The following is a 17,419-nucleotide window of genomic DNA, read 5'->3' on the forward strand; positions in this document are numbered from 1 at the left end:
CGCGGCGCCGCTGGGGTTTTTTCCGTGACGCGGCGCCGCCGGGTCACTATATCCGGGTCATGACGGCCTCGATCCAGACGATCCGCGACGACTTCTCCTTCCTTGACGAATGGGAGGACCGCTATCGCTATGTCATCGAACTCGGCGAAGCATTGCCTCCATTTCCCGATGAGGAACGCAACGCCGCCAACAAGGTGCCCGGCTGCGTCAGCCAGGTTTGGCTGACCACCGAACGGGGACCGGGTCCCGATCCGGTCATTGCGTTCAGGGGCGATTCCGATGCCCATATCGTGCGCGGACTGGTCGCGATCGTGCTGGCGCTGTTTTCGGGACGGACCGCCAGCGAAATCCAGAAGACCGATGCCGAAGCGACGCTGAAGGCGCTCGGCCTGGACGAACACCTGTCGCCCCAGCGCGCCAATGGCCTCCGCTCGATGGTCAAGCGCATCAAGCGCGATGCCGAGATGGCGCTCGAACAGACCGCCTGAATACCCTGTCCGTCTACATCCTCTGCCCGTCTACCAAGCCGCAAAATCAAACGGCGCCCGAAGGCGCCGTTGATGTCGGTTAGGCCTGACGAGGAGCGATTACCGCGCCTTGCGCTTGCGGCCAAGGCCCATCTTCTTGGCGAGCTGCGAACGGGCCGCCGCGTAGTTGGGGGCAACCATCGGATAGCTCGGGTCGAGGTTCCACTTTTCGCGATACTGCTCCGGCGTCAGATCATAGTGGGTCATCAGGTGACGCTTGAGCGACTTGAACTTCTTGCCGTCCTCGAGACAGACGATGTAGTCGTCATGGACGGAACGCTTCGGGTTTACAGCCGGCTTCTGCTTGTCGGCAGGGGGCTGCTCGGCGGTTCCGCCCACACGCCCGAGGGCAGCGTGGACATCGGATATCAGGTTCGGCAGTTCGCCGACCGGCACCGGATTGTTGCTGACATAGGCAGCCACCACATCGGCGGTGAGCTCGATCAGCGCTTCATTGTTTCGGGAAGGTGATTCGACAATATCCATGGTCTTCAGGCCCCAACAAGAGTGACGTCGATTGTGCCCATTTTTGCAGGCAGGGCGTTGCACGAATTTTGTGCAGGTAGAGCTTCTGCGATTCGTGTCGCGGGCACATCAATGCGGCCATGGCTCAAGTAAGTCAATTCACTCACTGCATTATATTTACGAATGTTGATCAACTATTCGTCGTTCAGCTTCAATCTTTCGTGCATCATGTAATTTTTCGATATTTTTCGGCCAAACGGGCAAAGGCTGACGTGGCGTCAGCTCGCCGTTACATTCGAGATAACTCACGAAACGGGTTTGAATGCTCGGATTTGCTTAGCCATCGCGCTTGCAACCTTGGTTGTTCACATCTGTCCACAAAACCACAGGTTGCTGATCGTCTTTTTCGCGCAAGGCAACCAGGCGAGATGTCCGCCGGCCGGCCGCCTCGATTGGCCACTTGCCAAGCCGCGAATACGGTCGCATGAGACGGGCCGGCAAAGACCAGAGACACGGGCACAGCGAGACGCAATGACCAAGACTTCCGCATTTCCATCCGTCAGCCCGCCGGTGCCCGAGAAGCGGCCGGTTACCGACACGCATCACGGCATCACGCGAACAGATGAGTATGCCTGGCTGCGGGCCGACAATTGGCAGGAGATGTTCCGGGATCCTTCCCTGCTCGATGCGGGGATACGCGCCGAACTCGAAGCCGAGAACGCCTACCAGTCGAAGCTGATGGCCGATACGACAGGCCTTAGGAAGCAGCTCTTCAAGGAGATGAAGGGCCGCATCAAGGAGGATGATTCTTCCGTCCCCATGAAGGACGGGCCCTATGCCTATGGTTCTTCCTTCAAGCTTGGCGGCGAGCAGCCGCGTTACTTCCGCATGCCGCGCGACGGCGGCACCGAGCGGATCCTGCTCGACGGCGACGCGGAGGCGGAGGGCAAGGCCTATTTCCGGCTCGGCGGCGTCGATCATTCGGCCGACCACGCCAAGCTGCTGTGGGCCTTCGACGACAAGGGCTCCGAATTCTACACGCTGCGCGTGCGCGACCTTGCCGATGGCAAGGAACTGGCGGACCAGATACAAGCCACAGGCGGATCTGGTGTGTGGGACGCCGGCAATGACGGGTTCTTCTACACCCGTCTCGATCCCAACCACCGGCCGTCGAAGGTGCTGTTCCATGCGTTGGGACAGAACCCTGAGGACGACCGCCTGATCTATGAGGAGACCGACCCCGGTTTCTTCATGAATGTCGACGGCACCCGCAACAACGAATGGATCATGATCGGCATCAACGATCACGAGACCTCGGAATACCGGCTGTTGAGCGCAAGCGATCCTTTTACCGAACCCAAGCTTGTTTCGGCGCGCGAGGCCGGCCTTCAATATGAGCTGGAGGAAGGCGGCGACATTTTCTTCATCCTGACCAATGCGGACGGGGCGAAGGACTTCAAGATCATGACGGCGCCGGCAAGCGATCCGGTGCGCGCCAACTGGCAGGAGCTGGTGCCGCACGAGCCGGGCCGGCTGATTCTGTCGGTGATCGGCTTCAAAGACCATATGGTCCGGCTCGAGCGCAAGGAGGGCCTGCCGCGCATCGTCGTGCGCAATCGCGCGAATGGCGAGGAGCACCTGATTTCTTTTGATGAAGAAGCCTTTTCGCTCGGCCTTTCAGGGTCGTACGAATACGACACCGAGACCATGCGCTTTTCCTATTCGTCGATGACGACGCCGTCGCAGGTGTTCGACTACAACATGCGCACCCGCGAGCGGGTGCTGCTCAAGACCCAGGAAGTGCCTTCCGGCCACGACCCGGACCACTATGTCACGAGGCGCTTGATGGCGCCCGCCGCCGATGGCGAACTGGTGCCGATCTCGCTTCTGCACCACCGCGACACACCGCTGGATGGATCCGCACCTTGCCTGCTGTATGGTTACGGTTCCTACGGCATCGCCGTGCCGGCCGCCTTCAACACCAACTGGTTCTCGCTGGTCGACCGCGGCCTTGTCTTTGCCATCGCTCATGTCCGTGGCGGCAAGGACAAGGGCTACGGCTGGTACGATGACGGCAAGCGCGAGCACAAGATGAACACGTTCACCGACTTCATCGCCTGTGCGCGCCACCTCGTTGCCGAGCGCTATACGGCGCATGACCGCATCGTCGCGCAAGGCGGCTCGGCCGGCGGCATGCTGATGGGCGCCATAGCCAACATGGCGCCAGACTGTTTCGGCGGCATCGTTGCAGAGGTTCCGTTCGTCGACGTGCTCACCACCATGCTCGACGCGACCCTGCCGCTGACCCCGCCTGAATGGCCGGAATGGGGCAATCCGATCGCGTCAGCCGACGATTACCGGACGATCGCCGCCTATTCGCCCTACGACAATGTCGCGGCGCTCGACTACCCGCCGATCCTGGCGCTCGCCGGCCTCACCGATCCGCGCGTCACCTATTGGGAGCCGGCCAAATGGGTGGCGCGGCTGCGCGACCGCAAGAGCGGCGACAATCCGGTGCTGTTCAAGATCAACATGGATTCCGGCCACGCCGGTGCTTCGGGCCGGTTTTCACGCCTGGAAGAGATAGCCTATACCTATGCCTTCACACTGAAGGTGACGGGCAAGGCTCAGCTTGCCTAGGAGACCCGCCGATGATCGATCTGTCCACATTGATCGCCTATGTCGCCGTTGTGTTCGGCTTTGTCTTTATTCCGGGACCGGCCACCCTGCTGACGATTGCCCGGGCAACGAGTTCGGGCACGAAGGTCGGGATCGCAACGGGTGCCGGGATCGCGGCCGGCGACATGTTTCACACAGCCATGGCGATGGTCGGCATCTCGGCCGTCATCGCCACCTCCGCGACGCTGTTCAGCGTCGTGAAGTATATCGGCGCTGCCTACCTCGTTTATCTCGGCATCCGCGCGATCATCGAAAAGACGCCCGCCGATCCGACTGCCGGCAAGCTTGCGATCTCGGCCGGCAAGGCATTCGGGCAAGCTATCCTGACCGAAGTGCTCAATCCCAAGACCGCGCTTTTCTTTCTCGCCTTCCTGCCTCAGTTCGTGCGGCCTGAAAACGGGTTGGTGATGCTCCAGTTGATGACGCTCGGGGTGATCTTCGTTCTGCTCGGCCTTTTCAGCACGGTCGTTTTTGCGGTGAGCGCCGGGCGGCTCAGCACCTTCCTGCGCCGAAACCCGACGGTGCTGAAATGGCAGGGCAAGGTTGTCGGCGGCATCTACTGCGCCTTGGGTGTTCGCCTGGCTTTGCAACAGCGCTGACGGCGGGCGGCTCGCATCTTCCGCCAGGCACGACGATCATGATTTTTTGAATTCCGAGCGGCTGATTTCCGCTCGCAATTGCGACGGTCGCGCGCTACCCAAAGCACGATTTTCCCGGGCGATGAGCCCATACTCGCACAAGGGTCCACTATGCTGCTCGTCGACGTCTATCTCGACAAATCGCCGATCCAGGGCATCGGCGTCTTTGCCAAGAACCACATCCCCAAGGGCACACTGGTCTGGAAGCTCGACCCCAGGTTCGACCGGATCATCGACGTGGAAACCTATGAGGGCGAGACGGGGCCGGTGAAGAACTATCTCGACCGCTATTCCTACCCCGACAGGCGCGACCCGGCCTATATCGTCTTCGAAGCGGACGATGCCCGCTACATGAACCATGACGACGAGCCGAATTGCGACGTCTCCTCGCCTGAGGAAACCTATGCCTTGCGCGACATCGCAGCGGGCGAGGAGTTGACCTGCAACTACAACCACTTCTTCGAGACGGGCTTTGATTTCCTGGGGGACCGCCACCTATAGTCGATAGTCAGCTCGCCGGCTTGCGCGCCGGATACCCATTTGGATGTGGCGGTACAGCCTTGAGGTAAGCGGCGATGGCCGCCCGATCTTGCGGCGTCAGCTCGGCCATGTTGCGCTGCACGTCGACCATGGCGCCGCCGACAGAATCGAAATCCGGCGTGAAGCCGGTCTCGAGATAGTTGGCAATGTCGGATTCCGACCAGTTGCCGATGCCGCCCTCGCCCGACGTGATGTTCGGCACGACGCCCTTGCCTTCGGCGGCGACGGCGCCGGCCAGCCATTCACTTTTCCTGGTGCCTCCGGCAAAGTCCCGCGGCGTATGGCATTCGCCGCAATGGCCGGGTCCCTCGACCAGATAGCGGCCAGCCATCACCGGTTCAGGCGTGCCATCGGGTAGAGGAATGACCGGCTGATCGCTGAGATAGAGGCGCTTCCACAGGCCGATGCCACGTCGGGTGTTGAATGGGAATGCCAGCGAGTTGTCCGGCGCCTTGCCAGCGGCCGCGGGCAGGGTCTTCAGGAAAGCATAAAGGTCGGCAATGTCGGCCGGATTCATGCGCGCGTAGGAAGCGTAGGGGAATGCCGGATAGAAATGCTGGCCCGAGGGCGACACGCCCTTCAGCATAGCGTTGGCGAGATTCTCGATCGACCATGCGCCGATGCCGTCCTTGGGATCCTGCGAAATGTTGGGGGGAACGAAGGTGCCGAACGGCGTCTTGAGTTCGAGGCCGCCGACCAGTTGAAGCCGGGCATCGCCTTGCGAGCCCGGTTTTGCATGGCAGGAGGTGCAGCCGCCCGCGTAGAAAATGCGCTTGCCCTTGACTGCGTCACCAGGCCCAAGCTTGGCCAGGGCCTGCGTGTCCAGCGGCGTCGGCGCCGACAGGACCCAGCCTGCAACCGCGCCGACGCCACCCAGGATGATGAGGGCGCCGACGAGTTTTTTCAGCCGGGACATTGCCCGCTATCAGCTCTTCTTCACGCGATAGGTCTGGTGGCAGGTGCCGCAATCCGAACCGATGGCGCCGACTTGCGCTTTCAGCGCGTCGACGTTGGCGGGAGCCGCCGCGACCGCCGCCTTGACGTCGGCAAGATACTTGTCTTCGGTGGCCTTGAAGCCGGCCATGTCTTCCCAGATTTTTGGCGCCGCCGTCGTGTCGCCGGCATCGCTGCCTTTCGGGAACAAGGCGTCGGCGTCGAACTTCTCGGCATTCGCCTGCAGCGCCTGCAGTTGCGTCAGCACGGCCGCGGCATCGAAGGGCTCCTCGCCCTTGGCCACTTTCGCCAAGCCGCCGACGATCTTTCCGCGCTCCTTCATCAGAGCCTGCCTATCGAGGATCGGATCGGCAAAGGCGGCCGAACCGGCGAAGGCGAGCATTGAGATGGCGATGACAAGCTTTCTCATTCATTTGGCTCCATGATGAAGGCATTTCGGGACGAAACGTTAACGGATGCGACGGGTGGAATATTCCCCTTCGCCTGAATGATTTCTGCCGGACCTTTGCTATTGCGTGACTTCGACGCGGAAAAGAAAAGCCCCGGAGTGCCGGGGCTTTTCTGACGATCGATCACTTCGCCTTTTCGTACATCTCCAGGACGTGGTCCCAGTTGATGAGGCTGTCGACGAACGCCTCGAGATATTTCGGCCGGGCGTTGCGATAGTCGATGTAATAGGAATGTTCCCAGACGTCGACGCCGAGGATCGGCGATGCGCCGTGGACGAGCGGATTTTCACCGTTCGGCGTTTTCGAGATCGCCAGCTTGCCGTCCTTGACCGAGACCCAGGCCCAGCCAGAACCGAACTGCGTCGTGCCGGCGGCGATGAAGTCGGCCTTGAACTTGTCGTAACCGCCGAGGTCGCTGTCGACCGCCTTCTGCAGTGCGCCGGGGAGCTTGTTGCCGCCGCCGCCCTTCTTCATCCACTTCCAGAAATGGATGTGGTTGTAATGCTGCGCGGCATTGTTGAAGAGACCGGCATTCTTGCCGAACGACTGCTTGACCACCTCTTCGACCGACAGATCCCCAAGACCGGCGTCGGCGGCCAGCTTGTTGCCGTTGTCGACATAGGCCTTGTGGTGCTTGTCGTGGTGATACTCCAGCGTCTCTTTCGACATGTAAGGCTGCAGGGCCTCGTAGTCGTAGGGCAGAGCGGGCAATTCGAAAGCCATGGATGGTACTCCCTCGTGGAAAAATCCGGTGTTGATACCGGATTAACATAGGTCTGGATTGAGTTGGAACAACTCCGGAAATGAAGCGCCGGTCCCTTTCTAGGCGGGTTCCGGAAAACTGTCACACGGTTTTCCCGTGGCGAACCGGGCAGCGACAAAACGACCGGACCGGCGCCTCAGCCGGTTGTCGTCGAATGCGCCCAGTCCCAATAGAGCTCGCGCGCCTTCTTGGCCACCGGCCCGGGTTGCAGGTTGCGGTCCTCGATGCGGGTGATCGGCACCACCTTGGAATGGTTTCCGGTGGAGAATATCTCGTCCGCCTCCAGGAACTCGCGCACGGACAACGTCTTTTCGGTGGTTTTGAAGCCATACTCGCCAAGCAAATTTATCGTGCGCGAGCGGGTTATACCGGACAGGAAGGTGCCGTTCGGCGCCGGTGTAAAGACATGACCATCCTTGACCAGGAAGACGTTCGAGGTGCCCGTCTCGGCGACGTTGCCAAGCATGTCGAGCACCATCGCGTTGTCGAAGCCGCGCATCTTGGCCTCGAGAATGGCACGGCCATTGTTGGGATAAAGGCAACCGGCCTTGGCGTTGGTCGGCATGGTTTCGATGGTCGGGCGCCGGAACGGCGACACCGTCACCGAAAAGCCGGACGGCGGGATCATCGGCGATTCGTAGAGGCAAAGGCAGAAACGGGTCGAGGCAGGATCGGCCGGCACGCCCATGTAGCCGCCATGCTCGGCCCAGTACATCGGCCTGATGTAGACAGCCGTCTTGCCGTCGAATTTCTTCAAGCCGTCCCAGGTCAGCCCGACGATCTGCTCCGGCGTCATGTTCGGCTTGAGGCCGAGCGCGATGGCCGAGGCGTTCACTCTCTTGGCATGAAGGTCGAGGTCGGGCGCCACGCCTTCGAACCAGCGGCCGCCGTCGAACACGCTGGTGCCAAGCCACATGGCGTGGCTGCGCGGCCCCAGGATGGCGACGTTGCCCTCGTACCAGTCGCCATCGACGAAAGTCCATGTCGCGGATTGCGCTGCGGCCGCCAGTGTCATCGCGTTTTTCCCGTTCCGATCAATCGTATGGCAGCATTGGATGACGCTTTGGCCGGCGCCGTCAACCGGCATAGGGGAGTTTTGTTGAGGCCAGAGGCAGGCGCGATGCAATCGGGGCTTGCACCTTGCCCCGGCTCGCCCCAAAACTGTCGCTATGCAATACGCGGCCTATGTTTTCGACGCCTACGGCACGCTGTTCGACGTGCATGCCGCGGTGCGCCGCCATGCCGACCAGATCGGGCCGGACGGCCAGTTGCTGTCCGAAATCTGGCGCGCCAAGCAGCTCGAATATTCCTGGGTGCGAACGTTGATGGGCGGCTATGCCGATTTCTGGCAGTTGACCGAGCAAGCGCTCGATTTCGCCCTGCGCAAAGTGCCCTCGGCCGATCCAGGGCTCAAGGCGAACCTGCTGGAAGCCTACTGGCGGCTGGATTGCTATCCCGAAGTGCCGGCGGTGCTGAAAGCGCTCAAGGCTTCGGGCGCCCGGCTGGCGATCCTCTCCAACGGCTCGCCCGAAATGCTGCAGGCCGCGGTCAAGTCCGCCGCGCTCGACCAGGTGCTGGACGATGTCTATTCGGTCGATGCGGTGCGGCGCTTCAAGACCGATCCAGCGGTCTACGACATGGTCGCCACCGGCTGGCGCCTCTATCCCGGCGCGGTTTCCTTCCAGTCCTCCAATCGCTGGGACATCGCAGGCGCCACCAAATTCGGCTTCCGCACGGTGTGGATCAACCGTTCCAACCAGCCCGAGGAATACCGGGACTTTCCGCCGGCCTTGATCTTGCCGAGCCTCGAAGCCCTTGTATCCGGCGGCTAGGCCACAGGCTGTGGCCGGTCACAGGCTGTGGCCATGGCGCCACAGTGGCGGGACGGTCACAGCTTCGCCTTTGTTTGTCCACGTTCGGGCCAGAATCGGAACCGCCTATCGCGCCAGGTGTTGTCAGGCACCCGCAACAGCGGTCGGTGTATTCACGCTTTGTTGGAATTTGAGTCCTAAAGAAGGCAACTATGTCCATAACCGAAATCGAATCCTTTCGCCTGAGCCGTCGCGGCTTCCTCAACGCCGCCGCGCTGGGCGCCGCCTCGATCGCGGTTTCCGCATGCGCCACCACCGGGCCAGGCCCGGTGGAACCGCCGCCGCCCACCTATGTCGAGCCGCCGCTTGCCGACTATGCCTCGATGTATGCCGCGGTCAGCGATGGCGGCTTCGATCTGCCGGCCATCCCGGTCGACAGGATCGATCCGCAGTTCCTGCGCCAGATCGTTCCCGACCCGACCGGACAGAAGCCGGGAACCATCGTCGTCGATACGACAGGCCATTTCCTCTATCTGGTCCGCCCGGGCGGCCAGGCCATCCGCTATGGCGTCGGTCTCGGCCGTGCCGGCTTCGAATGGTCGGGCGACGCCGTCGTCCAGTGGAAGCAGAAATGGCCGAAATGGACACCGCCGGATGAAATGATCGCCCGGCAGCCGGAGTTGAAGCAATACAGCGCAGACAATGGCGGCATGCCCGGCGGGCTGAAAAACCCGCTCGGCGCGCGCGCGCTCTATCTCTTCCAGGGCAACGTCGACACGCTCTACCGCTTGCACGGCTCGCCGGAGTGGCGCTCGATCGGCAAATCGGTTTCGTCGGGCTGCGTGCGCCTGATGAACCAGGACATCATCGATCTCTACGACCGCGTGCCGTCGAAATCACCGGTCATCGTGACCAGCGATGCCAGGCAGCCGATGGTTGCGGCGGCGACGGCAAACCACAAGGCCATTCCGATCGACGCCGGCGTGCCGGACGGATCGGTACTGCTCGGGCCGGTCAAGGCGATCACGGATTCGATTTTCTGAGCCGACAACATCTATGGAGGGCTACGGCGCCATGTGTCCAGCGGACGCGCGGCGCTTTAGGGAGTGGGGCCTTGGCTCTCTCCCCGGCCGGAAGTTCAGCGTCCCCTCGACAGGCTCCCCAAGATCCCGCGCACGATCGCGCGTCCGACAGATGAGCCGACCGAACGCACCACCGACTTGATCGCGGCCTCGGCCACGGTCTGGCGATTGGAGGGGCGCGGCGCGGGTGCCCGCCTGCCGCCGGATTGCGGCGGATCGTCATTGCCGAAGCCCGGGATGGTCCAGCGCGAGCCGCCTGTGCCAGCCTGCTGCGCCTGCTGTTCGGCGTCCTGCGCCTCCTTGGCTTTCTTCTGCAGCATCTCGAAAGCCGATTCGCGATCGATGACCTCATCATACTGGCCGATGACCGGACTTTCAGCGATCAGCTTTTGCCGCTCGGCGGGGGTTATGGGTCCAAGCCGCGACGAGGGTGGCCGAATCAAAGTGCGTTGCACCATGGACGGCACGCCCTTGGCCTCCAGTGTCGAGACCAGCGCCTCGCCGGTGGCGAGTTGGGTGATGGTTGTGGCGCAGTCGAAATCGGGGTTCGGCCGGAACGTCTCTGCCGCCGTCCTCACCGCCTGCTGCTCACGCGGCGTATAGGCGCGCAGCGCGTGCTGGACGCGATTGCCGAGCTGGGCCAGGACCTTCTCCGGAATATCCAGGGGGTTCTGCGTGACGAAATAGACGCCCACCCCTTTCGAACGGATCAGGCGGACAACCTGTTCGACGCGGTCGATCAGCACCTTCGGCGCTTCGTCGAACAGCAGATGCGCCTCGTCGAAGAAGAACACCAGCTTCGGCTTGTCGGGGTCGCCGACTTCGGGCAGCACCTCGAACAGTTCCGACATCAGCCACAACAGGAAGGTGGCGTAGAGCCGCGGGTTCATCATCAGCTTATCGGCGGCAAGCACGCTGATGGCGCCGCGCCCGTCGCGGGTGGTGCGCATGATGTCGGAGATCCGCAAGGCCGGCTCGCCGAAGAAGTTTGCCGCGCCTTGCTGCTCCAGGACCAGCAGGGTGCGCTGGATGGCCCCCACGGAAGGCTTCGTCACATTGCCGTAGCGCGATCCGATCTCGTCGGCGCGCTCGGCGATGTTGGCGAGCAGCGCCTGCAGGTCCTTCATGTCGAGCAGCAGCAGGCCTTCCTCGTCGGCCAGGCGGAAAGCGATGTTCATAATGCCTTCCTGTGCCTCGGTGAGGTTCATCAGGCGCGACAGAAGCAGGGGCCCCATTTCCGAGACGGTGGCGCGGATCGGATGACCCTGCTCGCCGAACAGGTCCCAGAAAATGACCGGAAATTCCTGGAAGTCATAGGGGTCGAGCTTGACCTGTTCGGCCCGCTTGACCAGGAAATCCTGGGCCGTGCCGATCATGGCGATGCCGGACAGGTCGCCCTTGATGTCGGCGCAGAACACCGGCACGCCGGCATTGGAAAAACCTTCGGCCAATATCTGCAAGGTGACAGTCTTGCCGGTGCCGGTGGCGCCGGTGACCAGGCCGTGGCGATTTCCATATTGCAGCAGCAATTGCTCGGGACGCTGATAGCTGTCGTCCGGCTTGCGGCTGGCGCCGATGAAAATACTGGTGTCGTCAGCCATGTATCCGGTCTCCGCAAACGGGTGTGTCTAAAGCCAATGGCCAAGCCGCAGGTATAGTCAGGCTGCCGCGCAGCGACAATGCCAAATGTCCGGGCCAAATGTCCGGGCCAAACGTCCGGGCCAATCGTCCAAATCGGACCAATCGCCAAAATCGGATTTTTGGAACTTGCGGATTTTGCTGGTGTTTGGCAATCGTTCATGGTTCGTCCACGCAGGCGAACCTATATCCGAAGGGATCGAATTCGGGACCTGGAAGCACATTGCATTGCGATAACCGACCGGGAACCGTAGACTGATGTGACCCGGGCTGGTGCGGCCACGTAAAGCGAGGAAAATGGATGGGCGCCGGAGCCTTGACCAGGAATGCAGAACCAGCGGATGCCGAGCGCCAGCGATGGCTGGCCTTGGCGGAAAAGGCGCTGGCCGGTGCGTCCTTCGAGGAAAAGCTGGTCTCGCACACCGACGACAACATCCGCATCGAGCCGCTCTACGACCGCGCGACCGGAACAGAGCCGATCGTGCGCACCAATCCCCGATCGCCCTGGATTGTCAGCCAGCGCGTCGACGACCCCGATATCGATCGCGCCAAGGCCCAGGCCCTGGAAGACATCGCACAGGGCGCGACCGGACTGTCGCTGGTCTTCGAAGGGGCTCCGAACGCGTTCGGCTATGGCCTGCCGAGGACGGCGCAGGCGCTGGAGACGGTGCTGGACGGCGTGCCCCTGAACCGCGTCCAGATCCGCATCGACACCCATCCCTGGAGCCGCCCGATGGCCGACTGGCTGGTGGCGTTCCTGAGCAAGCGCCGCTCCGATCCGGCAAAGCTCAATTTGTCGTTCGGCATCGACCCGGCGGCAATCCTTGCCGGAACCGGCCGGCTGCGCATGTCGATCGAGGCGCTGCAGGAATCGATGCCGCAATCGCTGGCGCATTTCTTCTCGATGGGTGTTCCCGGCGTGCTGCTCGAGGCGGATGGACGCGTCTTCCACAATGCCGGCGCAACGGAAGCGCAGGAGCTCGGCATCATGCTGGCTTCGGCGGTCTCGTATCTGAGGATGTTCGAGAAGGCGCGGCAGCCGCTCGTCTATGCCGCACCCCATATCGGCTTCGCGCTCAGCGTCGACCAGGACCAGTTTCTCTCGATGGCCAAGGTCCGGGCGCTGCGCAGGCTGTGGGCACGGGTGCAGGAGGCCTGCTCGATCCCCAATTCCACGGCCAACATCCATGCCGAGACATCGTTTCGCATGATGACTGCGCTGGACCCGGAAACCAACATACTGCGCACGACGATCGGCTGCTTCGCCGCAGCCGCGGGGGGCGCCGATTCGATCTCCATCCTGCCGCATACGATCGCGCACGGCCTGCCGGCACCTTTTGCCCGCCGCGTCGCGCGCAACGCGCAGTTGATCATGGCCAATGAAAGCCATGTCGATCATGTCGCCGATCCTGCCTTTGGTTCCGGCGCGGTCGAAGCCTTGACCACCGATCTCTGCGAGGCAGCGTGGGCGGAGTTGCAGGCGATCGAGGCTGAAGGAGGTGTGCTGTCCAGCCTTCAGGGTGGGCACATCCAGCAGCGCGTCCGTGCTGCCGCCGCGCGGCGCGACGCCGCCTTCAAGACAGGCGAGCGGGCCCTGATCGGCACCACGCTCTATCCGCAGCAGGGCGAACGTCCGGTCGAGACGCTGGACGCGCAGCATCGGCCAGCCTTCACCGAAGGCATCGTCCTGTGCGAACCGCTGTTTCCCGTACGCATCGACCAATCAATCGGGGCCGCTTCTTGATTCCGGATTTCAGTCAGATCGGCTGGACGCCGCCGCGGCGGGCACCCGCCGAGGTAAAGGGGCAGCGGACGACGCCGGAAGGTCTCGCCGTCAAGCATCTGTACAGTCAGGCCGACCTCAAGGGCCTGCCATTTCTCGATACCTATCCGGGCCTGCCGCCATTCGTGCGGGGCCCTTACCCGACCATGTATGTCCAGCAGCCGTGGACGATCCGGCAATATGCCGGCTTCTCGACGGCCGAGGAGTCCAACGCCTTCTACCGGCGCAATCTGGCCGCCGGCCAGAAAGGCCTGTCGGTCGCCTTCGATCTCGCCACCCATCGCGGCTATGACAGCGACCATCCGCGCGTCGCCGGCGATGTCGGCATGGCGGGCGTCGCCATCGATTCCATGCTCGACATGCGGCAACTCTTCGACGGGATTCCGCTCGGCGAGATGACGGTGTCGATGACGATGAACGGCGCGGTGCTGCCGATCATGGCGCTTTACATCGTCGCGGCGGAAGAACAGGGGGTCGCGCAGAAGGATCTGGCGGGCACCATTCAGAACGACATTCTGAAGGAGTTCATGGTTCGCAACACCTACATCTATCCGCCAAAACCATCGATGCGGATCGTTTCGGACATCTTCTCCTACACGTCGAAGAACATGCCGAAGTTCAATTCGATATCGATCTCCGGCTACCACATGCAGGAAGCGGGTGCGACGGCCGACCTGGAGCTTGCCTATACGATCGCCGACGGCATCGAATATGCCCGTGCCGGTGTTGCGGCGGGCCTCGATATCGACCGCTTCGCGCCGCGCCTGTCCTTCTTCTGGGCGATCGGCATGAACTTCTTCATGGAAGTCGCCAAGCTCAGGGCCGCGCGCCTGCTGTGGGCGACCCTGATGAAGAAGAATTTTGCGCCGAAGGACGAGCGCTCGCTGTCGCTGCGCACCCATTGCCAGACGTCCGGCTGGTCGCTGACGGCGCAGGACCCCTACAACAACATCATCCGCACCATGATCGAGGCGATGGCGGCCACGCAGGGCCACACCCAGTCGCTGCACACCAATTCCTTCGACGAGGCGATGGCGCTGCCGACCGACCATTCGGCGCGCATCGCCCGCAACACGCAGCTCATCCTGCAGAAGGAATCCGGAAACACGCGCATCATCGATCCGTGGGGCGGGTCGGCCTACCTCGAACGGCTGACGCACGACCTGGCGGCACGCGCACTGACCCATATCGAGGAGGTCGAGGCGCTCGGCGGCATGGCCGCCGCGACCGAACAGGGCATTCCGAAGCTGCGCATCGAGGAAGCGGCGGCGCGCACGCAGGCACGCATCGATTCCGGCGAGCAGATGCTGGTCGGGGTCAATGCGCATCGGCCGGAGAAGGACATCGCGGTCGACGTCCTCAAGATCGACAATGCCGAGGTCAGGGCCCGGCAATTGTCGAAGCTGCAGCGGCTGAAAGGCACGCGCGACGTCGCCGCCGTCGAAAGCGCGCTCGACGCGCTGACCCATGCCGCGCAGGGCAATGAAAACCTGCTGGAATTCGCCATCCGCGCCGCGCGCGCCAATGCCACGGTCGGCGAAATCTCGTTTGCCCTGGAGAAAGTCTTCGGCCGGCACATTGCTACGGTGCAAACCATTTCCGGCGTCTATCGCAAGGCGCTTGGCGACAGCCCGGTGGTCGACGGGCTGCAGGACAAGCTCGATGCCTTCGAGAAGAAATTTGGCGGCAAACCTCGCATCCTGGTGGCCAAGATGGGACAGGACGGGCACGACCGCGGGCAGAAGGTGATCGCCACGGCCTTCGCCGATCTCGGCTTCGACGTCACGGTCGGCGCGATTTTCCAGACACCGGAAGAGATCGCGAAACTGGCGGTCGAGCATGACGTCCATATTATCGGCGCCTCATCCCTGGCGGCCGGGCACCTGACACTGATCCCCGAATTGCGCGATGCGCTGAAAAAGCTCGGCCGAGGCGACATGCTGATCGTGGCCGGCGGCGTCATCCCGCCACAGGACTATGAGGCTGTGCTTCGGGCTGGCGCTGCCGAGATATTCCCGCCGGGCACCGTTATCCCGGAAGCGGCTGATCGGTTGATGGATCGGCTGCTGGCAGGCTGAGCGAAACATTGGCCAAGTAGACAAAGCCGACTGGCGTCAGCCATCCGAGAGCTTAACGATCTCCCATTCCTTGCCGTTGACCACGGCCAAGTCGCCGACCTTCTTGCCGAACAGGGCGACGGCCATCGGCGAAACATGCGAAATTGAGCCCTTCGAAGGGTCTGCTTCGTCCTCGCCGACGATCTTCCAGTGCACCTTCCTGCCGTCATCGCCCTCGAGCGTGACGCCCATGCCGAAGCGAACGAGGTCGCTGCCCGGCTCGGGCACGGACAGTTCAGCGCTCTCGCGCCGGGCGGTCCAGTAGCGCAGGTCGCGCGATACCACCGCTATGCGCTCGCGGTCGCCTTTCCTTTCGGCTTTCGCCAGAATGTCGCGCAAATCGCCCAGATTGTCCTCGATCTGCGCCAAGCCACGCTGCGTCACCAGATTGCGGTGCGTGCTGATCGGTCGCTCTCCGACGCCGGCGATGGCGTTTTCGCTGTCTTCCTCGCGAGTAAAAGCTCTGCTCATCAATTGAATTTAGGCTCCGAGTGGCTGTTCGACAAGCCATTGCCGGCCCCGCGAAAGACAGCCCAGTCGTCTGGCACGATTCCTGCGATGCCGGGGTTGAACACCAGGACCCTGTGCCGATGTTGAACAGACGAACGCTGCTGATGCAGACCGCCGGCTTTGCCGTCATCGGCCTCTCGCTTGGCAAGGCGGCGGCTGCCACCCTTGCCGGCATCGAGAAAGCCTCGATGCGCGGCTCGATCAACGCCACCGAACTCGGCGTGCAGCCCGGCACTTTCGACGACCAGAGCAAAGCCTTTGCCAAGCTGCTGCGCGACGCAAACAGCCGCGATTTGCCGGTTTTCCTGCCAGCCGGCACCTATGTCGTGTCCAATCTTTCGCTGCCCAGCCGCGTGCGTCTTTCGGGCGTGCCGGGTGCAACGCGGATCGTCTATGGCGGCGACGGCCATCTCTTCATGGCCGAACAGGCCGACTACATCGAACTGAGCGGGCTGGTCTTCGATGGTTCGAACCGCTCGATGGGCGATTATGCGCAAGCACTGCTGGATCTGCGCCGGGTCGCGCATCTGGTCGTCGACAATTGCCAGATAACCGGCAGCGGCAAGAACGCGCTTGCGCTGGAACACACCGCAGGCCGCATCGAACGCTCGGACATATCGGGCGCCGCCGATGCCGGCATCTATTCGGTCGAAGCCGCCGGCCTGTCGATAACTGATAACACCGTCTCCGACTGTGCCAATGGCGGCATCCTCGTACACCGCTGGCAGGCGGCGGAAGACGGCACCATGGTCACCGGCAACCGCGTCGAACGCATCGGCGCGCGCAGCGGCGGAACCGGCCAGAACGGCAACGGCATCAACGCCTTCCGGGCCGGAAATGTCATCATCTCGGGAAATGTCGTCTCCGACTGCGCTTTTTCGGCGATCCGCGCCAACAGTTCCAGCAACCTGCAGGTGTCAGGCAACACCTGCTCGCGCTCGGGCGAAACGGCTGTCTATTCCGAATTCTCCTTCGAGGGAGCCGTCATCAGCAACAACATCGTCGACGGCGCGGCCAACGGCATCTCGATCGTCAACTTCAACGAAGGCGGCCGCATGGGTGTCTGCTCGGGCAACATCGTGCGCGATCTGTCGACCAGCGGCCCCTACTCCGCCGATGCGCCCGGGTTCGGCGTCGGCATCGGCGTCGAGGCCGACACCACCGTTTCCAATAACGTCATCGAGAACGCACCGCTCTACGGCATGCAGATCGGCTGGGGGCCGTACCTGCGCAATGTGGTTGCCACCGGCAACATCATCCGCAAGGCTGGAACCGGCATCGTCGTCAGCGTGGTCGAGGGCGCCGGTACGGCCGTCATCTCCGATAACGTCATCGACGGCGCGCTGAAGGGCGCCATCGTTGGCCAGCGCTGGGCCGATCCCGCGACAGGCGACCTGACGTCATCCGACAATACCGGCTATGCCCATCTGACCGTCGAGCGCAATCACGTCAGCTGAAGACCG

At 62.6% G+C, this 17,419-nt stretch carries 16 protein-coding genes; 9 read left to right on the forward strand and 7 right to left on the reverse strand.

Going from position 1 to position 17,419, the window contains the following annotated elements; all coding sequences use genetic code 11:
- Positions 1-59: 59 nt before the first annotated feature.
- Positions 60-488 (forward strand): SufE family protein, encoded by a 429-nt coding sequence (locus AC0NIH_RS26500; protein ID WP_013896463.1) that lies wholly within the window; start codon positions 60-62, stop codon positions 486-488.
- A 99-nt stretch (positions 489-587) separates the two neighbouring features.
- Here AC0NIH_RS26500 and AC0NIH_RS26505 read toward each other — a convergent pair whose 3' ends face one another.
- On the reverse strand, positions 588-1,013 hold the full coding sequence (locus tag AC0NIH_RS26505; RefSeq protein WP_013896464.1) for a Ros/MucR family transcriptional regulator: 426 nt from the start codon (positions 1,011-1,013) through the stop codon (positions 588-590).
- 510 nt (positions 1,014-1,523) lie between these two features.
- Between AC0NIH_RS26505 and AC0NIH_RS26510 the strand changes: the two genes are divergently transcribed.
- The 3 genes from AC0NIH_RS26510 (at position 1,524) to AC0NIH_RS26520 (ending at position 4,810) form a co-directional block, all read left to right on the forward strand.
- A complete protein-coding gene (locus AC0NIH_RS26510; RefSeq protein WP_473462635.1) occupies positions 1,524-3,632 on the forward strand; it encodes a S9 family peptidase in 2,109 nt (702 codons plus the stop codon).
- Positions 3,633-3,643: 11 nt separating this feature from the next.
- Complete coding sequence (locus tag AC0NIH_RS26515) at positions 3,644-4,270, forward strand: LysE family translocator (RefSeq protein WP_473462638.1); 627 nt, start codon at positions 3,644-3,646, stop codon at positions 4,268-4,270.
- Between the two features lie 150 nt (positions 4,271-4,420).
- Complete coding sequence (locus tag AC0NIH_RS26520) at positions 4,421-4,810, forward strand: SET domain-containing protein (protein ID WP_023777938.1); 390 nt, start codon at positions 4,421-4,423, stop codon at positions 4,808-4,810.
- 7 nt (positions 4,811-4,817) lie between these two features.
- Here AC0NIH_RS26520 and AC0NIH_RS26525 read toward each other — a convergent pair whose 3' ends face one another.
- The 4 genes from AC0NIH_RS26525 to AC0NIH_RS26540 all read right to left on the reverse strand — a co-directional run bounded on the left by AC0NIH_RS26525 (position 4,818) and on the right by AC0NIH_RS26540 (position 8,030).
- Positions 4,818-5,765, reverse strand: a complete 948-nt coding sequence (locus AC0NIH_RS26525) for a cytochrome c (protein ID WP_473462640.1) — start codon at positions 5,763-5,765, stop codon at positions 4,818-4,820.
- A gap of 9 nt (positions 5,766-5,774) precedes the next feature.
- Entirely contained in the window at positions 5,775-6,212 is a 438-nt protein-coding gene (locus AC0NIH_RS26530) for a c-type cytochrome (RefSeq protein ID WP_473462643.1), read from the reverse strand.
- Between the two features lie 163 nt (positions 6,213-6,375).
- Positions 6,376-6,975: a superoxide dismutase gene (locus AC0NIH_RS26535; RefSeq protein ID WP_473462645.1), complete on the reverse strand. Its 600-nt coding sequence runs from the start codon at positions 6,973-6,975 to the stop codon at positions 6,376-6,378.
- Between the two features lie 176 nt (positions 6,976-7,151).
- Positions 7,152-8,030, reverse strand: coding sequence for a branched-chain amino acid aminotransferase (locus AC0NIH_RS26540; protein ID WP_352713555.1), 879 nt, complete (start codon positions 8,028-8,030; stop codon positions 7,152-7,154).
- 154 nt (positions 8,031-8,184) lie between these two features.
- Between AC0NIH_RS26540 and AC0NIH_RS26545 the strand changes: the two genes are divergently transcribed.
- Together AC0NIH_RS26545 and AC0NIH_RS26550 are read left to right on the forward strand one after the other, a co-directional pair.
- On the forward strand, positions 8,185-8,847 hold the full coding sequence (locus AC0NIH_RS26545) for a haloacid dehalogenase type II (RefSeq protein WP_023777942.1): 663 nt from the start codon (positions 8,185-8,187) through the stop codon (positions 8,845-8,847).
- Positions 8,848-9,038: 191 nt separating this feature from the next.
- Positions 9,039-9,869, forward strand: a complete 831-nt coding sequence (locus tag AC0NIH_RS26550) for a L,D-transpeptidase (RefSeq protein WP_013896473.1) — start codon at positions 9,039-9,041, stop codon at positions 9,867-9,869.
- 95 nt (positions 9,870-9,964) lie between these two features.
- On the opposite strand, the gene AC0NIH_RS26555 is transcribed toward AC0NIH_RS26550, so the two are convergent.
- Positions 9,965-11,509 carry a helicase HerA-like C-terminal domain-containing protein gene (locus AC0NIH_RS26555; protein ID WP_023764398.1) on the reverse strand — a complete coding sequence of 515 codons (1,545 nt, stop codon included), beginning with the start codon at positions 11,507-11,509 and terminating at the stop codon, positions 9,965-9,967.
- Positions 11,510-11,847: 338 nt separating this feature from the next.
- Here AC0NIH_RS26555 and AC0NIH_RS26560 point away from each other — a divergent pair, with 338 nt between their 5' ends.
- Both AC0NIH_RS26560 and scpA read left to right on the forward strand, forming a co-directional pair.
- Positions 11,848-13,290: a methylmalonyl-CoA mutase subunit beta gene (locus AC0NIH_RS26560; RefSeq protein ID WP_287276454.1), complete on the forward strand. Its 1,443-nt coding sequence runs from the start codon at positions 11,848-11,850 to the stop codon at positions 13,288-13,290.
- Complete coding sequence (gene scpA / locus AC0NIH_RS26565) at positions 13,287-15,407, forward strand: methylmalonyl-CoA mutase (protein ID WP_473462650.1); 2,121 nt, start codon at positions 13,287-13,289, stop codon at positions 15,405-15,407. The genes AC0NIH_RS26560 and scpA overlap by 4 nt, the downstream gene beginning before the upstream one ends.
- 36 nt (positions 15,408-15,443) lie before the next feature.
- On the opposite strand, the gene greA is transcribed toward scpA, so the two are convergent.
- Positions 15,444-15,917, reverse strand: a complete 474-nt coding sequence (greA, locus tag AC0NIH_RS26570; RefSeq protein WP_473462652.1) for a transcription elongation factor GreA — start codon at positions 15,915-15,917, stop codon at positions 15,444-15,446.
- 119 nt (positions 15,918-16,036) lie between these two features.
- On the opposite strand from greA, the gene AC0NIH_RS26575 reads away from it, so the two are divergent.
- Positions 16,037-17,413 carry a TIGR03808 family TAT-translocated repetitive protein gene (locus tag AC0NIH_RS26575; protein WP_473462655.1) on the forward strand — a complete coding sequence of 459 codons (1,377 nt, stop codon included), beginning with the start codon at positions 16,037-16,039 and terminating at the stop codon, positions 17,411-17,413.
- Positions 17,414-17,419: the final 6 nt, after the last annotated feature.

The sequence above is a fragment of the Mesorhizobium sp. WSM1386 genome, from assembly GCF_055901595.1.

Bases quoted from the DNA above. Each gene is read 5' to 3' on its own strand.
- AC0NIH_RS26560 (WP_287276454.1), top strand. From the start codon at position 11,848: ATGGGCGCCGGAGCCTTGACCAGGAATGCAGAACCAGCGGATGCCGAG.
- AC0NIH_RS26545 (WP_023777942.1), top strand. From the start codon at position 8,185: ATGCAATACGCGGCCTATGTTTTCGACGCCTACGGCACGCTGTTCGAC.
- AC0NIH_RS26515 (WP_473462638.1), top strand. From the start codon at position 3,644: ATGATCGATCTGTCCACATTGATCGCCTATGTCGCCGTTGTGTTCGGC.
- AC0NIH_RS26535 (WP_473462645.1), bottom strand. From the start codon at position 6,975: ATGGCTTTCGAATTGCCCGCTCTGCCCTACGACTACGAGGCCCTGCAG.
- AC0NIH_RS26510 (WP_473462635.1), top strand. From the start codon at position 1,524: ATGACCAAGACTTCCGCATTTCCATCCGTCAGCCCGCCGGTGCCCGAG.
- AC0NIH_RS26540 (WP_352713555.1), bottom strand. From the start codon at position 8,030: ATGACACTGGCGGCCGCAGCGCAATCCGCGACATGGACTTTCGTCGAT.
- AC0NIH_RS26520 (WP_023777938.1), top strand. From the start codon at position 4,421: ATGCTGCTCGTCGACGTCTATCTCGACAAATCGCCGATCCAGGGCATC.
- AC0NIH_RS26525 (WP_473462640.1), bottom strand. From the start codon at position 5,765: ATGTCCCGGCTGAAAAAACTCGTCGGCGCCCTCATCATCCTGGGTGGC.
- AC0NIH_RS26500 (WP_013896463.1), top strand. From the start codon at position 60: ATGACGGCCTCGATCCAGACGATCCGCGACGACTTCTCCTTCCTTGAC.
- greA (WP_473462652.1), bottom strand. From the start codon at position 15,917: ATGAGCAGAGCTTTTACTCGCGAGGAAGACAGCGAAAACGCCATCGCC.
- AC0NIH_RS26575 (WP_473462655.1), top strand. From the start codon at position 16,037: ATGTTGAACAGACGAACGCTGCTGATGCAGACCGCCGGCTTTGCCGTC.
- AC0NIH_RS26505 (WP_013896464.1), bottom strand. From the start codon at position 1,013: ATGGATATTGTCGAATCACCTTCCCGAAACAATGAAGCGCTGATCGAG.
- AC0NIH_RS26550 (WP_013896473.1), top strand. From the start codon at position 9,039: ATGTCCATAACCGAAATCGAATCCTTTCGCCTGAGCCGTCGCGGCTTC.
- AC0NIH_RS26555 (WP_023764398.1), bottom strand. From the start codon at position 11,509: ATGGCTGACGACACCAGTATTTTCATCGGCGCCAGCCGCAAGCCGGAC.
- AC0NIH_RS26530 (WP_473462643.1), bottom strand. From the start codon at position 6,212: ATGAGAAAGCTTGTCATCGCCATCTCAATGCTCGCCTTCGCCGGTTCG.